16 protein-coding genes, 1 tRNA gene and 3 pseudogenes are annotated in these 17,157 nt (G+C 46.7%); 3 read left to right on the top strand and 17 right to left on the bottom strand.

From position 1 onward, the window contains the following. Positions 1–43 precede the first annotated feature (43 nt). The 3 pseudogenes from ltrA to istB all read left to right on the top strand — a co-directional run bounded on the left by ltrA (position 44) and on the right by istB (position 4,002). Positions 44–1,513, top strand: a pseudogene (gene ltrA / locus ABXJ76_RS05930) (group II intron reverse transcriptase/maturase). 93 nt (positions 1,514–1,606) lie between these two features. Further along, positions 1,607–3,162, top strand: a pseudogene (locus ABXJ76_RS05925) (IS21/IS408/IS1162 family transposase). Then, a pseudogene (gene istB, locus ABXJ76_RS05920) lies at positions 3,155–4,002 on the top strand (IS21-like element helper ATPase IstB). The pseudogenes ABXJ76_RS05925 and istB overlap by 8 nt, the downstream one beginning before the upstream one ends. Positions 4,003–4,125: 123 nt before the next feature. Here the strand turns inward: istB and ABXJ76_RS05915 are convergent. The 17 genes from ABXJ76_RS05915 to ABXJ76_RS05835 form a co-directional block, all read right to left on the bottom strand. After that, positions 4,126–4,263, bottom strand: a complete 138-nt coding sequence (locus ABXJ76_RS05915; RefSeq protein WP_432745095.1) for a hypothetical protein — start codon at positions 4,261–4,263, stop codon at positions 4,126–4,128. 374 nt (positions 4,264–4,637) lie between these two features. Next, positions 4,638–4,713, bottom strand: a tRNA-Lys gene (locus ABXJ76_RS05910). A gap of 50 nt (positions 4,714–4,763) precedes the next feature. Further along, complete coding sequence (gene queC / locus ABXJ76_RS05905) at positions 4,764–5,441, bottom strand: 7-cyano-7-deazaguanine synthase QueC (RefSeq protein ID WP_432745094.1); 678 nt, start codon at positions 5,439–5,441, stop codon at positions 4,764–4,766. Between the two features lie 6 nt (positions 5,442–5,447). Beyond that, positions 5,448–6,089, bottom strand: a complete 642-nt coding sequence (gene queE / locus ABXJ76_RS05900) for a 7-carboxy-7-deazaguanine synthase QueE (protein WP_432745092.1) — start codon at positions 6,087–6,089, stop codon at positions 5,448–5,450. A gap of 9 nt (positions 6,090–6,098) precedes the next feature. Beyond that, a complete protein-coding gene (gene ybgF, locus ABXJ76_RS05895) occupies positions 6,099–6,944 on the bottom strand; it encodes a tol-pal system protein YbgF (RefSeq protein ID WP_432745090.1) in 846 nt (281 codons plus the stop codon). A gap of 18 nt (positions 6,945–6,962) precedes the next feature. Then, complete coding sequence (gene pal / locus ABXJ76_RS05890; protein WP_432745087.1) at positions 6,963–7,538, bottom strand: peptidoglycan-associated lipoprotein Pal; 576 nt, start codon at positions 7,536–7,538, stop codon at positions 6,963–6,965. A gap of 63 nt (positions 7,539–7,601) precedes the next feature. Next, positions 7,602–8,885, bottom strand: coding sequence for a Tol-Pal system beta propeller repeat protein TolB (gene tolB, locus ABXJ76_RS05885; protein ID WP_432745086.1), 1,284 nt, complete (start codon positions 8,883–8,885; stop codon positions 7,602–7,604). 83 nt (positions 8,886–8,968) lie between these two features. Beyond that, positions 8,969–10,723, bottom strand: coding sequence for a cell envelope integrity protein TolA (gene tolA, locus ABXJ76_RS05880; protein WP_432745084.1), 1,755 nt, complete (start codon positions 10,721–10,723; stop codon positions 8,969–8,971). A gap of 6 nt (positions 10,724–10,729) precedes the next feature. Then, positions 10,730–11,173, bottom strand: coding sequence for a protein TolR (tolR, locus tag ABXJ76_RS05875; RefSeq protein ID WP_432745082.1), 444 nt, complete (start codon positions 11,171–11,173; stop codon positions 10,730–10,732). Next, a complete protein-coding gene (gene tolQ, locus ABXJ76_RS05870) occupies positions 11,170–11,847 on the bottom strand; it encodes a protein TolQ (RefSeq protein ID WP_432745081.1) in 678 nt (225 codons plus the stop codon). The genes tolR and tolQ overlap by 4 nt, the downstream gene beginning before the upstream one ends. Then, complete coding sequence (gene ybgC, locus ABXJ76_RS05865) at positions 11,847–12,251, bottom strand: tol-pal system-associated acyl-CoA thioesterase (RefSeq protein ID WP_432745079.1); 405 nt, start codon at positions 12,249–12,251, stop codon at positions 11,847–11,849. Before ybgC ends, tolQ begins: the two co-directional genes overlap by 1 nt. Positions 12,252–12,261: 10 nt before the next feature. Continuing rightward, entirely contained in the window at positions 12,262–13,293 is a 1,032-nt protein-coding gene (gene ruvB / locus ABXJ76_RS05860; RefSeq protein ID WP_432746454.1) for a Holliday junction branch migration DNA helicase RuvB, read from the bottom strand. Beyond that, positions 13,293–13,904, bottom strand: a complete 612-nt coding sequence (ruvA, locus tag ABXJ76_RS05855; RefSeq protein ID WP_432745076.1) for a Holliday junction branch migration protein RuvA — start codon at positions 13,902–13,904, stop codon at positions 13,293–13,295. Before ruvA ends, ruvB begins: the two co-directional genes overlap by 1 nt. Beyond that, positions 13,901–14,398 carry a crossover junction endodeoxyribonuclease RuvC gene (gene ruvC, locus ABXJ76_RS05850; RefSeq protein ID WP_432745074.1) on the bottom strand — a complete coding sequence of 166 codons (498 nt, stop codon included), beginning with the start codon at positions 14,396–14,398 and terminating at the stop codon, positions 13,901–13,903. The genes ruvA and ruvC overlap by 4 nt, the downstream gene beginning before the upstream one ends. Beyond that, positions 14,398–14,595 (bottom strand): hypothetical protein, encoded by a 198-nt coding sequence (locus ABXJ76_RS05845; RefSeq protein ID WP_432745071.1) that lies wholly within the window; start codon positions 14,593–14,595, stop codon positions 14,398–14,400. The genes ruvC and ABXJ76_RS05845 overlap by 1 nt, the downstream gene beginning before the upstream one ends. Before the next feature lie 16 nt (positions 14,596–14,611). After that, the gene (locus tag ABXJ76_RS05840; protein WP_432745068.1) at positions 14,612–16,279 is read right to left on the bottom strand and encodes a DUF262 domain-containing protein; all 1,668 of its coding nucleotides are present in this window, start codon (positions 16,277–16,279) and stop codon (positions 14,612–14,614) included. A 94-nt stretch (positions 16,280–16,373) separates the two neighbouring features. Beyond that, positions 16,374–17,120 (bottom strand): YebC/PmpR family DNA-binding transcriptional regulator, encoded by a 747-nt coding sequence (locus ABXJ76_RS05835; protein ID WP_432745065.1) that lies wholly within the window; start codon positions 17,118–17,120, stop codon positions 16,374–16,376. Positions 17,121–17,157 lie beyond the last annotated feature (37 nt).

Raw genomic sequence — 17,157 nt, 5'->3', positions numbered from 1 at the left:
GATCACGAGAAAGCATGACTAACCGTTTCAGGAAATAAAGCAGATGACAGCCTCGACTTTACAGACTGGTGCGATTTCCCGCAATTCGATGCAATGGCACGCCACCGATTGGCGATCCGTTCAGCGTAATGTGCAACGGCTTCAGGCGCGTATCGTGAAAGCAACACAGGAAGAACGATGAGGCAAAGTCAAAGCCTTGCAACATCTACTGACTCACTCGTTTAGCGGTCGTGCTATGGCCGTGAAGCGGGTGACGGAAAATACGGGTAAACGAACATCAGGTGTCGACCGACGACTTTGGGATACACCTGAAAGCAAAATGACGGCGGTACTAACACTCAAACAAAGAGGGTATAAACCGGCTCCGCTCAGACGTCTCTATATCCAGAAAAGCAATGGCAAATTGCGCCCGCTCGGTATTCCGACTATGAAAGATCGAGCGATGCAGGCACTTTACCTGCTGGCTCTCGATCCCATCGCGGAAACTACGGGCGATCCTAATTCTTATGGATTCAGGAAGGGGCGCTCGGCGTCCGACGCTATTGAACAGTGCTTCATCGCATTAGGGCGTAAATTCTGTGCACAATGGATACTGGAAGGCGACATTCAAGCCTGTTTTGACAGGATTAGTCATGACTGGCTATTGAAACATGTCCCCATGGATAAAACCATCTTGGAAAAATGGCTGAAAGCGGGATATGTGGAGCGTGGTAAGTTGTACCCAACCGAAGCGGGTACGCCGCAAGGTGGGATTTGCTCACCGGTGCTAGCTAATTTAACACTCGATGGACTGGAACGCGTATTGAAAACCGCTTTTCCTAAACCGAGTCATGGTCAAGCGCCGCTGGTCAATCTGGTGCGATATGCGGATGACTTCATTATCACTGGTAGAACAAAGGAACTGCTGGAACAGGAAGTCAAACCCTTTGTTGAGCAATTCCTCGTCGAACGAGGGTTAGTGTTGTCAGTCGAAAAGACACGCATCACCTCGATTGACGCAGGATTTGATTTTCTCGGGCACAATGTTCGCAAATACCGTGGCAAGCTGCTTATCAAACCAGCCCAACGGAATGTGCGGACATTCCTAAACAAAGTCAGGGCGCTCATCAAGGCCAACAAAGCCACATCGGCGGGTGATTTAATTGCCTATCTCAACCCGCTCATTCGCGGTTGGGCCAATTATTATCGTCATGTGGTAAGTGCACGTATCTTTTCCAGGGTGGATAGCGCCGTCTTTCATTGTTTATGGCGCTGGGCGTTAAGACGACATCCCCACCGATCCAAGCGATGGATCAGAAGGAAGTATTTTGGCACCCGGCAGAATGATCATTGGGTATTTCAGGGTTACAGTCTACGCAGGGATGGTGCAATCCGTCTTAACCAACTGGAAAAAGCGGCACGCATACCGATCCGTCGCCATATCAAAATCAGGGGGCAAGCGAATCCTTATGATCCAGCATGGGAAACCTACTTCGAACGGCGTATTGCCCTGTTGGCGCCGATTGAAAATTGACCATTTAGAGGGGTTTGTACCGATCGAATTTTGACCAGGTAATCCATGTATCCTGCTTAGTTTTTAAGCCGGAGTAAATCAAGAGTGTATTACATGTCTACGTTCGCAAAAGTTCGACGGTTGTTTCATCGTGACCGCCTATCCATCAGTAAAATACAGCGGCGGACAAGCCTGTCGCGTAACACCATCAAAGCATGGCTTAAGGAAACCAGTCCTGATGGCTACAAGTATCCTAAAAGGCCCAAGGTTAATGGCAAGCTGACGCCATTTATTCCTGCCCTGTTATTGGCGCTGGAGGTTGACTCACGGCGTCCTAAGCGGGATCGACGCACAGCCTTGATGTTGTTTGCGGCGATTAAGAAGGATGGTTATGCCGGCGGTTACTCCATCCTGACTGATTATGTCCGCAATTGGCGTAATGGGTTGATTTCGGGTTCAGGAAAATCTGCGTTTGTGCCACTCAAGTTTCAACTTGGTGAAGCCTTCCAATTTGATTGGAGTGAAGAGTCGCTGATGATCGGTGGTATTCATCGTAAAATCCAAGTGGCTCATACCAAGTTGTGCGCCAGTCGTGCCTTCTATCTTTCTGCCTATCCAACGCAAACTCAGGAAATGCTGTATGACGCGCACACCAAAGCCTTCGCTGCATTGGGTGGCATTACCAAGCGCGGGATCTCGGCAACTGCTCCTGCGTTGCTCTACCTCCTGCATCCATGCAGTCGTACGACAACATGAAAACAGCCGTCGACAAGGTGACCAAAAGGAACGGTCGTGTCGTCAATGCGCGTTTTTTCGCGATGACGGCGCACTATTTGTTTGAACCTGATTTCTGCAATGTGGCATCCGGTTGGGAAAAAGGCATTGTTGAGAAGAATGTGCAGGATTCCAGGCGTAGAGTCTGGATAGACGCCAAAACCCAAATCTTTGGTTCATTTGCTGAACTGAATACTTGGCTTGACGCACGTTGCCGCACCCTCTGGCTTGAGGTAGAGCATCCTGATTATGCGGGGGTTACCCTCGCCGATGCGCTTGAGCAAGAACAGCTCTATTTGATGCCGATGCCAACCCCCTTCGATGGCTACGTTGAAGTCATAGCGCGGGTATCCAGTACCTGCCTGGTGACGGTGGAGCGTAACCAATACTCGGTTCCCTGTCATTTAGCCAACAGCAAAGCGACCATTCATCTTTATGCCGATAGGGTTGATATTTGTACCGAGAATACCCTCATTGCCCGACATCAACGGTTACTGAGTCGCGATCAAGTCAGTTACGACTGGCAACACTATATTCCGCTGATTGAAAGAAAACCGGGCGCCTTACGCAACGGGGCACCGTTTGCCGAGTTGCCGCTGCTCTTTGCCCAGCTGCAAACTGCATTACGACACCGCGAACGGCAACAAGGTGATCGGATTATGGCTAAAGTGCTGGCCGCCGTGCCGACTCATGGTTTAGAGACGGTTTTGTTGGCGGTCAAACAGGTCCTGGATTCCGGGGTAATCAGTATCGAACAGGTGCTCAACGTACTGTCTCGGCTGAATGAGTTACCCATTCCGGAACAGGTGGAAACCTGCTTGAAACTCAACGAAGAGCCACTAGCCGATACGGCTCGTTATGACAGCCTGACTAAGCAAGAGGTGTCCCATGTCTGACATTATGAGCCAATTCAAAGCACTCAAATTGCATGGCATGGCGGAATGCTACGCAGAAATACAGGCTCAGGGGCAAGCAGGTGCCGCTGAATCAACCTGGTTACTCAACCAATTACTGGTCGCAGAAGCCACGGATCGAAGTATACGGGCAATACGTTATCAGATGAGTTCCGCTAAATTTCCCATCCACCGGGATTTGTTAGGCTTTGACTTCGGTCAATCCAAAGTCGATCAGCAGCGGGTTAATAATCTGGCCACAATGAAATTTACCGATGCCGCACAGAACCTAGTGCTAGTGGGTGGGACGGGTACCGGCAAAACGCATCTAGCTACTGCACTTGGGGTTTCTGGCATCCAGCATCATAGTAAACGAGTGCGCTTTTACTCCACCGTTGAATTAGTCAATAGTTTGGAGCAGGAGAAAGCGGCCGGCAAACAAGGGCGATTGGCGCTCAGTCTGATGCAGATGGATTTGGTTATCTTGGACGAGTTGGGTTATCTGCCCTTTTCACAGGTCGGGGGCGCATTGCTATTAAAGCTCTCGGCAACTGCTCCTGCGTTGCTCTACCTCCTGCATCCATGCAGTCGTACGAACGAACCAGTGTCATTATCACGACCAATTTGACGTTTTCAGAATGGAGTAGCGTGTTTATCGATGCCAAACTGACCACGGCGCTATTGGATCGCCTGACTCATCATTGCCATATCATCGAAACGGGTAATGAATCATTCAGGTTTAAGCAAAGCAGTGCTACAGCCAAGGAACGTATCAAATCCAGGGAGTCGTCTTTACGGGTATCGCTAACCGCAGAAACAGCAGAGGTTGATACTTATGAATAGGATGAATCTTTCTTTATTTCAAAATGACAACTCAATAAAAAAAGGGGGCCAAAACTAACTCAGTCTGGTCGACTATTCCAATGCTGTAGAGTACGCTATACAGCAATTCCCCCTGGTCAATTTTCAATCGGCGCCAACAGCCGTAAGACCATCAGTGACTTCACGGACCTGATTGTATTCATCATCCATCGCGCAAATCAGTAATACATCAACGGCGGCTTCAGTTGTTTTGTCAGCATGTACGGAGCTAATTGGCTTCATGGGCATTTAGTTTTCAAAGTATGGGATCTCATTTTTTTTATTTTTATAACATCCAATCGGTATTATCGAAGCGGCTTTGGTTTTTGGGGTACGGACGACGCCGATGACAGGGGAAGCGTTCGCCGGGTTTCTTTTTGCTGTAGCCGATTGCTTAGGCTTTGGGCTTGGTCAAGAATGGCTTTCTCCTGATATTTTTGAAATTAGCGGTTTTAGCTGGTTCGGGGTACGCGCGTTTTTAGGTAAAAATTCGGCCTATTGTTGCAGATTGTTGTGATTTGTTATTTTGAAGTGTCCCGCCAGTGCCACACAAAATTTTAGGCATAAAAAAAGCAGTCACTCTTGCGAGTTAACTGCTTGTTTTTATTAGTTCTTTGTGGTGGGTCGTGCGCGATTCGAACGCGCGACCATCGCATTAAAAGTGCGGTGCTCTACCGGCTGAGCTAACGACCCAACAAAGATTGCCTATTATACGGATTAATTTGATTATTGCAACAACTTTATCAACTTAATTGATATTGTGTTGGATCTGCTATGCCCGCCTCTGTAAACCCTGTTTTTCTTAGACGACAAGCGTCGCATACTTGACATGCGCGACCTTGCTCATCAGCGGAATAACAGGACACTGTGCGCCGGTAATCTATACCCAAGGCCACGCCCCGCTTAATGATTTCTGCCTTACTGAGTGCGATCAATGGAGTATGTATGGTGAAATGTTCGCCTTCCACACCCGCCTTAGTGGCAAGGTTGGCTAATTGCTGAAATGCGTTAATAAATTCAGGCCTGCAATCCGGATAGCCGGAATAATCGACGGCATTAACACCGATAAAAATATCGTTCAGCTTTAAAACTTCTGCCCAACCCAAGGCAAAAGACAGAAATATGGTATTTCTTGCCGGCACGTAGGTTACCGGTATACCTTCCTGCGGGGTGTTTGGCACGGCAATGTGCTCATCGGTCAGCGCGGAACCGCCAATCGAGTTTAAGCCCAGCTTGATGACTTTATGATCTTCGACTTGATAATCTGCCGCTATCTGCGCGGCCGCTATCAGTTCGGCATTATGCCGCTGCCCATAATCAAAGCTTAAGGCATAACATTTGTATCCCTGCTTTTTTGCAAGCGCAAGGACGGTAATTGAATCTAATCCCCCAGATAACAGGACTATGGCTTTTTTTTGCATATCGATTTATTTACCTTGGGCGTCATCCCAAAGTATCTTATGAAGTTGAAGTTGAAAGCGAACAGGTAATCTGTCCTTAAGAATTTTTTCGGCTAATTCGGTTGGATTTTGCTGCCCCATCACTGGTGAAAACAATATCTGGCAACGATTAGGCAAGTCGTATTCGGTTAAAATGGTTTTTGACCAGTCATAGTCCTCATCATTACCGATGACGAACTTAAGCTGATCTTTTTGAGTCAAGTACTCAATATTTTGATAAAGATTTTTACTTAATTCACCCGAGCTGGGTGTTTTAAGATCCATAACTTTGACGACACGCTGATCGACTGCCGACACATCAAGCGCACCACTGGTTTCAAGCGAAACACAATAGCCTTTATCAAGCAATTTTGTCATTAACTCAAGACAAGCAGGTTGCGCCAGAGGCTCACCCCCGGTTACGGTGATATATTGGGTTCCGTACTGCTCAGCCTGCGCAATAACAGCATCAATCTCTATTTTTTTACCACCGGTAAAAGCATAGGCCGTATCGCAATAGACGCATCTTAACGGACAGCCGGTGAGCCGAATAAACACGGTAGGCAGTCCTACTGTATTCGACTCGCCCTGCAACGAATGGAAAATTTCAGTTATACGTAATAAACTCACAGCTATTGTTTATTTAATATCATCAAGTGAAAGTAATTTCTTTGCCGCCAATCGAGCCGCTGTCGAGCTGGGAAAATCTACGGTAACGCGCGTTAAATATTCGCGCGCCTTGACTGTATTTTTCTGCTCAACTTCGATATACCCGAGTTTCAATAAAGCATCAGGCACTTTTGTGCTGTCCGGATATTTTTCAACCACGTCATTAAAAGCCTTACGCGCCAAATCAACATCCTGATTAACCCTATAAGCCTCACCCAGCCAATATTGAGCATTATTTGCATACTCACTACCGGGATTTTTACTTAGCACAGCATTAAAGGCAATAATCGCTTTAGCAGTATGTCCATATCGAAGTGCTTCATACGCTTGCTGATATTGCTGCTTTTCATCGCCTACAGGAGGTAGGCTAGGGGCAGGAACGGAAGCGTCGCCTGCGACTGGCACAGCATTCTGTTCCTGCTCGGAGGCCTGCTTAACCTCTGGAGCATCAACCGGCGGTTCTACCATTTTAGCTTCCGATTCAACTGAGCCCTCTTGCATTTGAGGATTTTCATCGGCTGCTATTGGCTTAACCGCTTCGGCTTTTTGCTCAAGACTCTGCATCCGCTGATCAAAATCAGAGTACATCGTACTTTGATATTTTTTCATCTCGGCAATAAGATAAGTCTGCTCTTCTAGCTTGCCTGTCAGCTGCCGCACTTCAGTTTGCAATTGTTCCAGTTGCCTCATCATTTCATACAGACCATTACCTGATGAGGGCTGTACAGCACTAACCTCACCCACTGGATACATTGAATTATCAATAACGGGCGGTAAAGATTCTGCATGGACTGCACCGCAAACACACAGCAACATGATAAGACGAGCCTTCATTTATTTGCCTTGATAAACTAATTCAACACGACGATTAAGCTCCCAAGATGCCTCGTCATGTCCGAATGACGCCGGTTTTTCTTCGCCATAACTGACGACATTTAACTGATCGCCAGCAACACCTTGAACTTTCATCATACTGGCTATAGATTTTGCACGCTGCTCACCCAGTGCAATGTTGTACTCAGGAGAACCACGTTCATCACCATGGCCTTCCATGACCACGCGCTGATCAGGGTGTGCCATCAGATATCGAGCATGCGCGGCAATGACCGGAACAAAATCATCCTGAACCTGACTACTATCCAGCATAAAATAAATAGTGCTCTTTGACAGCGGGTTGCTTGGATCGCTGAATTCAGGGCCTATACCAGCATTCGGATACAGTCCCGAACCACTCATTTCTGAGCCGGGCAAGCCTGATCCATTATTAATCCCACTAGTTGAGGCATCGTTAATGCCACTGGTTGCATTTTGAGTACCGTCAGTAAGACTGGTATCCAATTCATCGTCACTACAACCCGACAGGATTACCGTGCTTATTGCCAATGCCAATACTGTTTTATTCAATTTCATTTTAATTCCCAAAAAGTAGTCTATTAATTTAATTTTACAAAAAATATATTAAGTCCAGTCGAACTAAGGCGCCCATGCCGGTTCCCGAACGTCGTTACTATCGAATACCAGCTTCTGCTGCATTTTACCATCCAATGATATAGCTGATAAGTAACCTGCATTACCTTTCTGGGAAGCATACAAAATCATACTACCATTCGGGGCAAAACTTGGAGATTCATCTGATCGCCCATCAGTTATGACATTAACTGACTTGGTTGCCATATCCATCACCGCAATACGATAATCGCTGCCATTCCCATGTACCATGGCTATACTTCTACCATCCGGTGAAAAACTGGCACTGGCATTATAACTACCTGAAAATGTAAGTCTTTTTTGATCATCACCTTGGCTAGACATAATATACAGTTGCGGCTTTCCGCCTCGATCCGAGGTAAAGACAATACTGCTGCCATCAGGAGACCAAGTAGGCTCGGTATCAATGGCAAAACTACTGGTCAATTTGGTTAAAGATCGCGTCAGCAGGTTTAAGGTGTAGATATCAGGACTGCCATCTTTAGACAAGGTCAAAGCCAATTTTGTCCCATCCGGCGACCACGAGGGGGCGCCATTAATACCGGGGAATTCGGCAATTCTTGCTCTATCGCCGGTCGCTAAGGTCTGAACATAAATTGCAGCTGCTTTTTTCTCAAATGAGACATAGGCTATCTTTCTACCATCGGGCGACCATGCAGGGGACATCAACGGCTCCACAGATGAGGCTATGGTCTGCGCATTAAATCCATCCGCATCGGAAATCTGCAGCTTATGGGTACTTTGTTTGCCCTGTCTACTGCTGGTAATGTAAGCAATTCGACCACTGAAAACACCTTTCTTACCGGTTAATTTCTCAAAGATAAGATCACTGATTTGATGAGCCGTTCTGCGCAAATTAGCCGCTGATGAGGTCATTCGGTAGCCCATCAACTGTCCGCCTTTATAGACATCAAACAACTGAAATTGGACATTGTACTGCCCATGGTCTTCAGTTATTTGACCGATAACCAGATAACTCTGGCCTATAGCCTGCCAGTCCTTAAACTGAACCGCTTCCGCCGTACTGGGTCTACCTGGCATACTTTGCTTATCCAGCGTTTTAAAGTAACCGCTGCGCCCCAAGTCCGAATCCACTATAAAACTCACATCAACTGGAACGCCCGACGCCCCTTGCATAGCAAAAGGAACGATTGAAATAGGCAAGGCACTTTCAATACCTTCAGTAATTTCAATGGTCAGCTCTGCGTGGCTACTTGGCATATAGAAACCAACCAAACATATCAACAAAAATTTTCTAAAAAAACTCACTTGTTTACCCTCAATAACTTAACCGTTAAATAATCGACGCTGACGCATCAACGACATCTTTATGATGAATACCGTGCCTCAGATCATCGGGAGCGATCTGGATCAAACAAAAACTTAAATGACTTAAATTCTTTGGCTGCTAATTCTTTATCTGCTGGCACTGGAAGCGGCGATGCTCGATGTACAGCATTTTCTGCTGAACGATCAAAAATAGCATCACCACTGCTGGTAACAACCACTGCATCTATCACCGTACCATCGGACATCAGCCTAACCTGAATGGTACACTTTAAACCTGATGAAGCAGAAACCGGTCGAATCCAGCTTCTGGCTACTTTTTGCCGAATGGCGGTGGCGGCAGTCTTTATCGCCAACTGATCTTGTTCTGCATCCATTCTCGCTTGCTCTGCATCCATCCTTGCCGCCTCCGCCTTTTCAGCCTCGGCTTTCGCCTTAGCAGCTTCTGCTTTTTCTGCTGCCACTTTCGCTTTAGCCGCTTCAACCCGCTCTGCTTCAACCTTGGCTTTTGCAGCAGCCTCGGCTTTGGCTTTGGCCGCTTCCGCTTGTTTGGCTTCGGCCTTAGCCTGGGCGGCCGCCTCAGCTTTGGCTTTGGCCGCTTCCGCCTGTTTGGCTTCGGCCCTGGCCTGGGCGGCCGCCTCGGCTTTGGCTTTAGCCGCTTCCGCCTGTTTGGCTTCGGCCCTGGCCTGTGCGGCCGCTTCGGCTTTGGCTTTGGCCGCTTCCACTTGCTTGGCTTCGGCCCTGGCCTGTGCGGCCGCCTCGGCTTTGGCTTTAGCCGCTTCAGCTTGCTTGGCTTCGGCCCTGGCCTGTGCGGCCGCCTCGGCTTTGGCTTTAGCCGCTTCCGCTTGCTTGGCTTCGGCCCTGGCTTGTGCGGCCGCTTCGGCTTTGGCTTGGGCGGCTTCCGCCTGTTTGGCTTCGGCCCTGGCCTGTGCGGCCGCCTCGGCTTTGGCTTGTGCCGCTTCCGCCTGTTTGGCTTCGGCCCTGGCCTGTGCGGCCGTCTCGGCTTTGGCTTTAGCCGCTTCCGCTTGCTTGGCTTCGGCCCTGGCCTGCGCGGCCGTCTCGGCTTTGGCTTTAGCCGCTTCCGCTTGCTTGGCTTCGGCCTTGGCTTTAGCCGCTTCCGCCTGTTTGGCTTCGGCTTTAGCCTGTGCGGCCGCCTCGGCTTTGGCTTGGGCCGCTTCCGCCTGTTTGGCTTCGGCCCTGGCCTGTGCGGCCATCTCGGCTTTGGCTTGAGCCGCTTCCGCCTGTTTGGCTTCGGCTTTGGCCTGTGCGGCCGTCTCGGCTTTGGCTTGAGCCGCTTCCGCTTGCTTGGCTTCGGCCCTGGCCTGTGCGGCCGTCTCGGCTTTGGCTTGTGCCGCTTCCGCCTGTTTGGCTTCGGCCCTGGCCTGTGCGGCCGTCTCGGCTTTGGCTTTAGCCGCTTCCGCTTGCTTGGCTTCGGCCTTGGCCTGGGCGGCCGCCTCGGCTTTGGCTTGGGCCGCTTCCGCCTGTTTGGCTTCGGCCCTGGCCTGCGCGGCTGTCTCGGCTTTGGCTTTAGCCGCTTCCGCCTGCTGTACTGTCGGCTCGGCCTCTTGATTAACTTCCGTTTCTTGCTTTATTGCTTCTTCAGCCTGACTGTTCTCCTGCTTTACAGGCTCTGCGGTAGCCTCAGCCGGATTTTTAACGGTGGCTTCATCAACAATTTCAGCATGAATAATCTCCGGCGCTGCTTCCGATTCTATTTTTTCTGGCTTTATCAGAACACTTAAAGCAAACAGACCTAAAATCGTAAGGTGCAAAGCCAAGGCCAGAATGACAGGCCATGTAAATTTCCTTTTACTATCCATCGAAATTTATTGTTCGCTCGACTTAGTCATTAAACCTACACTGGGCACACCGGCATTTTTTAATCCCGCCATTAGCGTAACCACGACACCATATTCAATACCCTTATAGGCCCCGATTAAAATCTGGGTTTTCGGCTTGTTGTTTAATACCGCCATCACTCGGGCCTCCACTTCTTCACGCTGTATCTGCTCAGGTTCCTGGTCATCAATGGTAATAAAATATTGGCTTTGTTCATTAATGGATATAACCACAGGTAAGTTATCGCCTTCCGATTCTACGGTTGCCGATTCTGCTTGCGGAAGCTCGACTTCCACGCCTGTTTGCAACATCGGCGTTGTTATCATGAAAATAATCAACAGCACTAAAGTCACGTCAATATAAGGAACCACATTGATTTCTGCCATAGGCTTCCTGCGCCCATTTTTTCTGCCCATTTGTGGAGCGCTCATTTTTGATGTGCCTGCCGTTGTAACAATACGACGAACTCTTCAACAAACAACTCATATCGCCCGGTCAATCTGTCCAGTCGAGTAGAAAAGCGGTTATACGCAATAACGGCGGGGATTGCGGCAAACAAACCTATGGCTGTTGCGATCAATGCTTCGGCAATACCCGGTGCGACTTGCGCCAAGGTTGCCTGCTTGACATTACCTAACGACATGAAGGAATTCATGATGCCCCAGACTGTACCGAATAAACCGATGTAAGGACTGATCGAACCGACTGTGGCAAGAAAGGCCAGATGCTCATCCAGTCGCTCCAATTCACGCGATAATTCGATACGCATGACTCGCTGCGCACTTTCAACCTGCACGCCGGGTTCTACATTACCGGCCTGGCGCATTCGGGAAAATTCTTTATAACCGGCCAGGAATATTTTTTCTATGCCTTCCGGCTCAAAATCCTTGGCCGCCAACTTTCGATAAAGCTCGGCCAATACCAGGCCCGACCAAAACTGTTGTTCGAATTCATCGGTGATTTCAATCGCCCGATTAAGCTCTTTGCGTTTGCTGAAAATAAAGGTCCATGATGACACCGATGCTGCCAGCAATATCACCATGACGAATTGAACAACAAAGCTGGCTTCTTTAACTAAATGGAAAAGCGATAAATCAGTATTCATTAATGATGTGCTCTAAGTGCTCTAAATAAAATTTCGGGAATTGCTTTAGGACGCAGGGTTTGTGCATCCAAACAGGCAATTTTAACACTGCCCTTGCACAAAATATCATCACTTCGGGTAACAACTTGCTCAAAAATAAGGCTGACTTTTTTAGCCAGACTCACTTTTGCACTCACTTGTAGTTGTTGGTTAAACCGGGCGGGACGTAAATAATCGACCTGCACGGAACGTACTACAAAAATAATGCCTTCATTGGCAATCAGATCATCCTGTTCATAGCCCATAGCTCTGAGCATTTCGGTTCTGGCCCGTTCGAAAAACTTCAGATAGTTAGCGTAAAACACCACCCCGCCTGCATCGGTGTCTTCGTAATAAACGCGCACCGGCCAAATAAAATCTTTCATATCCGTTTAATTAGTCAAACAAATCTTCGGACGCACCCAAATGTTTTGGCGGCTGCAAGCCAAAATGCAAATACGCATTCTGGGTGACTACACGGCCGCGAGGTGTGCGCATAATAAATCCCTGTTGCAACAAATACGGTTCCACGACATCTTCAATGGTACCCCGTTCTTCACTGATTGCAGCGGCTAACGTATCCAGTCCTACCGGCCCACCGGCAAAGCCTTCAATCATAGCCATAAGCAGTTTGCGGTCTAAGGAATCAAAACCGTTATTATCCACTTTCAACATTTCCAAAGCCTTAAAGGACAGCTCCTCAGTAATCGTGCCATTGCCTTTTACTTCCGCATAGTCCCGCACCCGACGCAACAATCGATTTGCAATTCGGGGCGTTCCGCGAGAACGACGGGCTATTTCATAAGCGCCGCGCTGTTCCATCTCAATGCCCAGCACTTTGGCTGATCGCAGCGCAATACTCGCCAACTCATCAACCGTATAAAATTCCAAGCGCTGAACGATGCCAAAACGATCACGTAACGGCGATGTCATCAAACCGGCACGAGTGGTCGCGCCTACCAGGGTAAAAGGCGGCAAATCCAGTTTGATAGAGCGCGCGGCAGGGCCTTCGCCTATCATCAGATCAAGCTGATAATCTTCCATGGCCGGATATAAAATCTCTTCAACCGCCGGACTTAAGCGATGTATTTCATCGATAAACAAGACATCATGCGGTTCAAGATTAGTCAGCAATGCGGCAAGATCACCGGCTTTATCCAGTACAGGGCCGGATGTTTGGCGGATTTTAACACACATTTCGGCGGCGATAATATTAGCTAGCGTCGTTTTTCCCAAACCGGGCGGGCCGAAAATCAACACATGATCCAAGGCTTCTTGCCGCGCCGTTGCCGCCTGAATGAAAATCTCCATTTGCTCGCGCAATTCTTGCTGACCGATGTAATCAGCTAGGCGCTTGGGTCGGATAGCACGATCCTGACGTTCTTCATCGGCATGGCTGGTGGCGGTCACCATGCGGTCGCTTTCTATCATCTGACCGAGCCTTGTAATGCCAGCCGGATAATATCTTCACAGCTTTTGCCTTCAACACTGATATTTTGCACCATTTTTCCGGCATCCAGCGGCTTATAGCCGAGAGAACACAAGGCGCTGATGGCTTCTTGTTTGGGGTTATTAAGCCGTTGTATTTTATCGCCGCCGACTGCTGATGAATCGACCGAATCGGTTGAATCACTCAAGTCCGGCAACCGGTCACGCATTTCAATCACCAGGCGTTCGGCGGTTTTTTTACCGACTCCCGGCAAGCGCACCAAAGCTTGGGTATCATTATTATGAATGCAGCGATGGAATTCTTCAGCACTCTGCCCCGATAAAATAGCCAAGGCCAGCTTAGGGCCGACGCCATTGACCTTGATCAGGGTTCTGAACATAGCCCGATCCGCCTCGGTTGAAAACCCGAATAGGATGTGCGCATCTTCCCGAACCACCAGATGCGTATGCAGCATAATCTCGGAACCGATGGCGGGCAGATTATAAAAAGTCGTCATCGGCGCCTCGACTTCATAGCCGACGCCATTCACGTCGAGCATCAACAATGGCGGCGCTTTAAACGCCAATTTGCCGCGCAGAAAACCGATCATCGCAACAAACCCTGCTGCAAACGCTGTGCAGTTTGCTGATAATGGGCATGACAAATACTGATGCCCAGCGCATCGCTGGCATCGATCTGTAACTCGCCTTGAATATTTAACAGAATTTTCACCATGTGCTGAACCTGTGTTTTTTCGGCGCTGCCTTTGCCCACCACCGCTTGCTTGACTTGCCGGGCCGCGTATTCAAACACGGGCAAACCGGCGGTATGAACCGCACAAATTGCCGCTCCCCGCGCCTGACCCAACTTGAGTGCTGAATCGGCATTTTTATGCATAAATACCTGCTCTATAGCCATTTGTTCAGGTTGATAGCGTTCGACAACTTCGACAATGCCGTCGAATATTTGCTTCAGCCGATCAGGAAAATAATCGACTTTAATCCGAATGCAGCCGCTGGCTATGTATTTATAGCCATTCGCCGAGTCTTCGATAATCCCATAACCGGTTATTCTTGAACCGGGGTCTATCCCTAAAATTCTCATTAAATAAAATCACAAGCCTGTTTAACTTCTGCCAAAGTGAATCGTTTAGACGATACTTGTTTAACCATTTGAAAAAATTGATGTAAATAAGCTAAGAAATCTACTATTTTTTTAGGCTGCGATAACAGCGCCTCAATTAGCGGGTATTCTTCAAAAGAAATTATTAAAATATTCATTAGCTGGGCTAACAATGGCATATTTTTTATGGACGTCTTACAACGTTGTAATGTCAAAATACTGTTTTGCAAATTCCGATATTTTTCTATGTCTTTCGTCAATTTCAGTTTCCGTCCATTGAGATTTCTCTCTTATTTCCGTATAGCTTGATAAAGCAGTATCTTGAAATAATTCACTTTTATTTTCAAAAGATTTGTTTCCAAACTTACTATTCTGACTTTGTGTCAACAATGCCAAATTACCCGCTTTATGCAAATGATTTTTCTTGAAATCTTCCGTGTATTCATCATTGATCGGATGTTGAGGTTTAATATGCTCAATGGTGTAACTGTTATATAGATCTTTATCCAACAATACTCCTGAACGATTTTTTAGTCTTTGACTATTTTCGTATTGCCACAACACAAATCTGACTGTACCTCTGTCGTAATGATGGCTTCGATCATCAAAATACTTGGGTATTATGTTTTTAAAATGGTCTTCGTTGTTCCAATACCATTGGAAACCTTCTTCTGTTGCTTTCCTTACGTCCCGATACAAGCAATCAAGATTATAACCATCTTTTTGATTAAAATAGAGTTTTGCGTATTTTGGCAAAGCGTCTGTTCTGTAATCACCTAACTTAAGCTTAAAGCAAAGGATTTCTAGCAGCTTTAAAATTCGTTTATAAATATCTCCTGAAACTTCACCTTTGTAAAAAAGCGTAAGCAATACCAATTTCCAATTTGCTTCATTACCAACAAAGAAGAGATTTATAATTTCTGTTTGATTTTTGCTACTTACTATACTTTTTGCGCTGTGTGTCATCTCAACAAGGTTTTCAAAGAAAAGCTTTATCCATTTAGTCTTGTTTTGCTCCTTACTCAAACGTTCTTTTATTGCTTTAATATTACCTTCAATATTAAAGAATAAGTTGCAGTAATTATCTAAAATCTCGTTCTCTGAAAAATAACTTTCAACCGCTTCCATGTATCTGTATGTTTTTGAAATTACGCTTTGAATTTCTGTAATGTCATTATTTGCTTGGTTAGAGTCTGTACTTTGAATATAAATCTGATGCATTAAATAGGCTTTGATTACTTCAAAACGTGATAGCTCCTTACCGCGATTGTTCTGGTATTCAAAAACTTGTGTTGCCTCAATTTTATTTAAAATAAAAAATGTGCTTATGATTGCATTTTCTAAAGTTGCTTGTATTTGTTTAATGTTATCAATACCGAGCTTACTTAATTCTTGCTCAAAAAAGATAAAGGCTTCAATAATTCGTCTTTGTGAAATGGTTTCAGTGCTGTCAATTGCAGATATAAGGTGCTTTTGAGTAATTTTTTTGAAAATTACTTGATCGTCATCAATTGTTTTAAATATATCCGTTAAATATATTGATCTAATATTTTCAGAATTTTCTCCTTGAGTATTTAAAATCTTGGCAATAGCTGAAAGAAACAATATAGTTGTTGTAAGTCTTTGTTGTCCATCGATAATAAAAAGCACATCGCCATCTATCTCAAACAGAAACTGTCCTAAATAATATTTTTTTTCTTTTTGCTCTAAAAGGTCTTCAAGGAATTGAGAGCATTGTTGTTTCGTTTCCCAACTATAGGCTCTTTGATAAGCAGGAATTCTAATGCTTTTTGAACTTTTAAAAAGTTGTTGAATATTTTGGGCTATATCTTTTTCTGCCATTGTAACTTTACTCTCTGTCATAGAGCGTCCATCCTAATATATTAAATTTTTAAACATATAACCCAAAATTGCCGCTTCGATATGTTGGATTAGCCTAACATATCAAAGCCACCCATCAATCCAGCCCATCCATAATTTCGTCGCTAATATCCGCATTGGAATAAACATTCTGCACGTCATCCAGATCTTCCAACCGGTCTATCAAACGCATCATCTTTTCTGCACCTTCGGCATCCAGTTCAGCCAGGGTTGCCGCTTGCATGGTAACTTCGGCATTATCCGGCGTAAAACCTGCGGCAATCAACGCATCTTTGACTTCCAGATAGCTTTCCGGTGTGGTCATCACATCCACCGAACCATCGTCATTGACGATGACATCTTCCGCCCCGGCTTCCAAAGCCGCCTCCATCAGCGCATCCCCATCAACCGAAGGCGCATAACTTAGAATGCCAATCTTGCTAAATAGATAAGCCACAGAGCCGTCTGTGCCCAAGTTGCCGCCCGCTTTAGTAAAAGCATGACGCACTTCGCCGACAGTGCGGTTACGATTATCGGTCAGACAATCGACCATAACCGCCGTGCCGCCAGGACCGTAACCTTCATAACGAACGACTTCGTAACTAACACCTTCTAAAGCGCCGGACGCTTTTTTGATCGCGGTATCAATGGTATCGCGGCGCATATTTGCACCCAAAGCTTTATCAACCGCAGTGCGTAAGGTAGGATTACTTCCCGCATCGGGTCCACTGGTTTTTACTGCTACCGTTATTTCCCGCAGCATTTTAGTGAAAATTTTGCCGCGTTTAGCATCCTGCCCTGCTTTACGATGCTTGATATTAGCCCATTTACTATGCCCAGCCATTGTCTCTCTCTTAAAGTACAGTTAAATTAATCGGTCG

It is taken from the genome of Methylobacter arcticus (assembly GCF_050917435.1).
GTDB lineage: Bacteria > Pseudomonadota > Gammaproteobacteria > Methylococcales > Methylomonadaceae > Methylobacter_A > Methylobacter_A titanis.
This window is presented reverse-complemented; position numbering and strand designations above follow the sequence as displayed.